General features: G+C 60.9%; 2 protein-coding genes. One reads left to right on the top strand and one right to left on the bottom strand.

The features are described 5' to 3' along the window. A partial coding sequence (locus tag EOA33_RS27490; RefSeq protein WP_210212616.1) for a relaxase/mobilization nuclease domain-containing protein occupies window positions 1-1,782 on the top strand: 1,782 nt, incomplete at its 5' end. A 247-nt stretch (window positions 1,783-2,029) separates the two neighbouring features. Here EOA33_RS27490 and EOA33_RS40870 read toward each other — a convergent pair. Further along, the coding region (locus EOA33_RS40870) for a TrlF family AAA-like ATPase (RefSeq protein ID WP_145989306.1) at window positions 2,030-3,785 on the bottom strand (1,756 nt) is incomplete at its 5' end.

The raw sequence follows: 3,785 nt of genomic DNA, 5'->3' as shown, positions 1-3,785 counted from the left end.
CACTTCGCGCGGTCAACGCGAGAGGCGAGGGCCGTTGCGGCGCGAGCGGCCTATGCCGCGGGTGCGCAGCCGGCCGTGTTCAAGGTCCTGTCAAGCGCGGCCAATGGTAAACAGGCTGGTGCCCTGCTCACCTATATCGGCACACGCGCCAATGAACAGGGCGAGAAGCGCGATATCGAGATCTTCACCGATAGCGGACAGAGGCTTGCCAACGCGCAGGACCGTCGCGGCTTTCTGCATGGATTCACGCAGACATTCGAGCCCCAGCTGGAGAATACGAATTTTATCGAGGTGCGGTTCGAGATCGCCGGCGACGTCACGGACGAAGCGCTTGGCGAGGCGTTGAACGCGACCTTCGGATCGAAGCCGTTCGTCTATGCTCGCAACGGCAACAGCGTCGACGTTTATGGCCACACCGACCAACGCGCCGGACCCCTCGCCAAGAGTCTAGCGGCCGGGCGTGCAAATTCACGCAGCCAAGCGCTCGACAAGATTGAAGCCTGCTTGCGCGAAGCCATGGGGAAGGCCGGTGTTCGCGCCGCAGCGGAAGTGACGGCGGCCGTCGGCAATGAGCGCAAGGCGCAATATTTTCTGCAGAAATTCATTCGATCGCACGAGCAGGTTCGCCAGGCGAATGGACAGGCGGTTTCCGGCAAACAGCCGACGAAGGCGGCCGCGGCGATCTATGAGCAATGGCGGCCGCAACTTTCCGGCCGGGAGCGGCGCAATGCCTATCACCTGCTTTTCTCTGCCCGGGCTGGTACGGACGCGCAAGCCGTCTTGGCGATCGCGCGAGCGGTGCTCGAGGAGCGCGCGCCCGGACACAAATTCGTGCTCGTACACCATGCCGAGACGAAGCACGTCCATATCCACGCCATGGTGCAGGCGCGGTCGGCCGACGGCGAGCGGCTGACATTCTACAAGGCGGATCTCCATGCCTGGCGGGAAGCCTACGCGGAGAAAGCGCGCGAACATGGCATAGCGATGGTCGCAACCCGCCGGTACGATCACGCAATGAGCCGACCGTATACGAAGGAACATGCGGGCGCCTACAAGCGCGCGCAGAACGACCCGCGCTACCAGGTCAGTGACAAGACAAGCGCGCGCGTGGAGGACAAGCGGCAGGGTCGAGTGGACCGCGGATTGCTCGTCGCCAATGGCGGAGCGATCGCCGGCGTGTGGCAGCGGACGGCCGCCGTGATGCGGGCGGCTGGCGTGACCGGCCAGGCCATGACCGCGGCCGAGGCGATCGGCAACACTATCCTCCAGATTCATGCGCACAGGGCAGGCGAGAAGCCGGGCCCTGCCGCCTCCAACGCGCGGATGTCGTCCTTCTTATCCCATCCCGGCATGAAAGAATTGACCAGGCTGATAGGAGCTACCGAAATGGCGCAGACACCTTTGGAAATGCGGCAGAAGATGGCGCGTGTGAATCAAGCATTGGATGAGATGCGGGACACGCTTCCCAATGCTGAGCAACCCCGTTTCGAGCAATACCGCGATGGCGTGAACGACAAGATGCACGATCGTCTCGCACGGCTCCAGTTCGACCAGCAAAAGGGTGCAGGCGGAGGCGGCGAGGCCGCGCCCCAAAGAGAGGCGCGCTACCGCGATTTGCCGGCCCGAGACGACACGCGTCAACCGGAGGCTTCGGGGCCGCAGGCTGAGAAGGCGCGACAACGCGTTCAGCAGCAAAAAGACTCAGCCAAGCAAAAGGGCCGGCAGGCCGAGGAGCAGGACCGCAAGACACAGCGCAGCCAGGGCGACGAATACGAGCGCTGAAGCGTGGGCCGCAACCTGGCCCGCCGCGGGAAAGGGACATGCCTGAATTCAGCAATGGACTTGGGCGCTCAAGGCCTCGTCTTCGACCGGCAACGCAGCAGCGAGTAGCAGCACTGGAGGTGTGGCACCCCGAAGGGATCGAAATTCACGATCCTTTATAACGGCAATCAGTTCCAAGGTTTGACCAATGAGAAATAGGCCTTGTGCGCAAAGCTGCTGAAACGAAACCTTTCCGCTCGTGGGAGCCTCAGAATTTGATCTGCAGCCTTCGCGCGCGATCGCGGAACGCGGCCTCCCCGCCTTCGAGGATGTCGCACACCGTTTTGCGGATATCCGCCTCATCAAGACCGCCAGACCGGTAGGTTATGCCCGGGAGGCCGCTGCCGCTCATCTCCGAGACGTTGGCGATGATCACCTGGTCCGCGTCAGTGTTGATGACCAGATTGGCGTTATGCGTGACCATGATCACCTGACGATTGCGCTTAGCGCTCCGGAAAAGTGGGACCAGTTCATCGTAGATGGATTTGGGGTCCAGATTCTCCTCCGGCTGGTCAATGACCAAAGGCTTATCATCAGCATCATCCAACGCGAGGTACAGGAGGATCAGGACAATCCCGCGGGTTCCGGGGGAAAGCTTTTGGATGTCGACGCCGTCGTACTTGATGCCGTACTCGATGGAGATGTGGTCCGAGCTGTAGAGCCACTGCGCAAACGTTTTTAACCATTTGCGTTGTTCCACTGGATCTCGCGGGCTCGGTTCGAGCAACTCCTCCCGATGTTTGTCCCAGAAACCTTCGACCGCACTGGCGATGGTGTCCGCATCCTGAGACTCCCAAGCGCCCTTCAGCTCCTTTGTGGCATCGTCAAGCAGCGTGCCTTTCCTCCGAAAAGGGCCGGTGCGCAGATCAAAGAGTTCCTTCTCGGCCTTGTCAGCCCACGCCTTCACATCGGCGACCCTCGAGACCGTGAATGAAAGCTTACCCAGGGTCCCGCCCTGGGTGGCAAGTCTCACCATGAGCGGCGCGTAGAGATCCCGTAGCACAGCTTCTTCGGCAAGAATGGCCTCAAAACAGCGCCTGTAACCTTTCTTGCGCGAATCTATCAAATCACTGCGGCGCTTCGAGGCCGCCTCGCAGTCTGTCAGCTTCTCTTTCAGAGCAGCAAGTTTGGCGGTCTCCTCTGCGATCCGCTTGGCGTTGAGAGCAAGTTTGTCGGCAGTCTGCCGGTCGGCGGCGACGACCTTCTGAATCCGCTCGATCTCCGCCTCCAAAACCGCCAGGGGAATCCTCACCAGGTCGGCATCGTCAGCGACATAGCTTCCGTTTTCCAGCAGCTTGGGCGCAGAGCCCTTCCAGTAAGCAAGCTCTTTGGTGGATTGGGCGGCTTTCGCTTTGATCGCGTCATCTACATCGCCGCTGAAGTCGAGCAGGAACCTCTCCCAAGCAGCTTCATCGAGCTTGCTCGCGGCATGTGCCTCTTTCAGGTCGCGAAGATGCTGGGGCGCTCGGTTCTGCCGCTGATCAACGACGTCGTTCTGAAGGTTCTCCAGTCCAGCCTGTTGTTTGGCATAGTAGCGGAGGTAACCCCGGACCTTGTCGGCGGCACTAAGGAGATGCTGGAGCCTTTGGGCGACCGCAGCGCTGGTCGTCGAAGGGACCAAGGCGGATCGGTCCTTCTCATACCCTTTGATGACGGTTTCCTTCTCGGCAATCTGCTTCTTGAGACCGTCGACGGCCAGAATCTTTTCCCGCTCCAGCGCGATTTGTTCAGACATCGCGCTGATGGCAGACTCTTCTCGCTGCCGCGATTCCCGAAGTCCTTGGGCGCGGAGCTCCAGCAGCTCGTGGAAATTCACCGCGCCGTCGCGATCCGTGTGGGCTTCGAAGATGACCCGCTCAATTTCCTTGATCATCTGAGGCATGCCCTCTGGAGAGCAAAGCCGGTCGACGAACTGCTGCGACAGATAGCGGACTCGCGGAAAACTATCCCAGTCCGCGCCAGGT

This window comes from Mesorhizobium sp. M4A.F.Ca.ET.050.02.1.1 (genome assembly GCF_003997725.1).
GTDB lineage: Bacteria > Pseudomonadota > Alphaproteobacteria > Rhizobiales > Rhizobiaceae > Mesorhizobium.
This window is presented reverse-complemented; position numbering and strand designations above follow the sequence as displayed.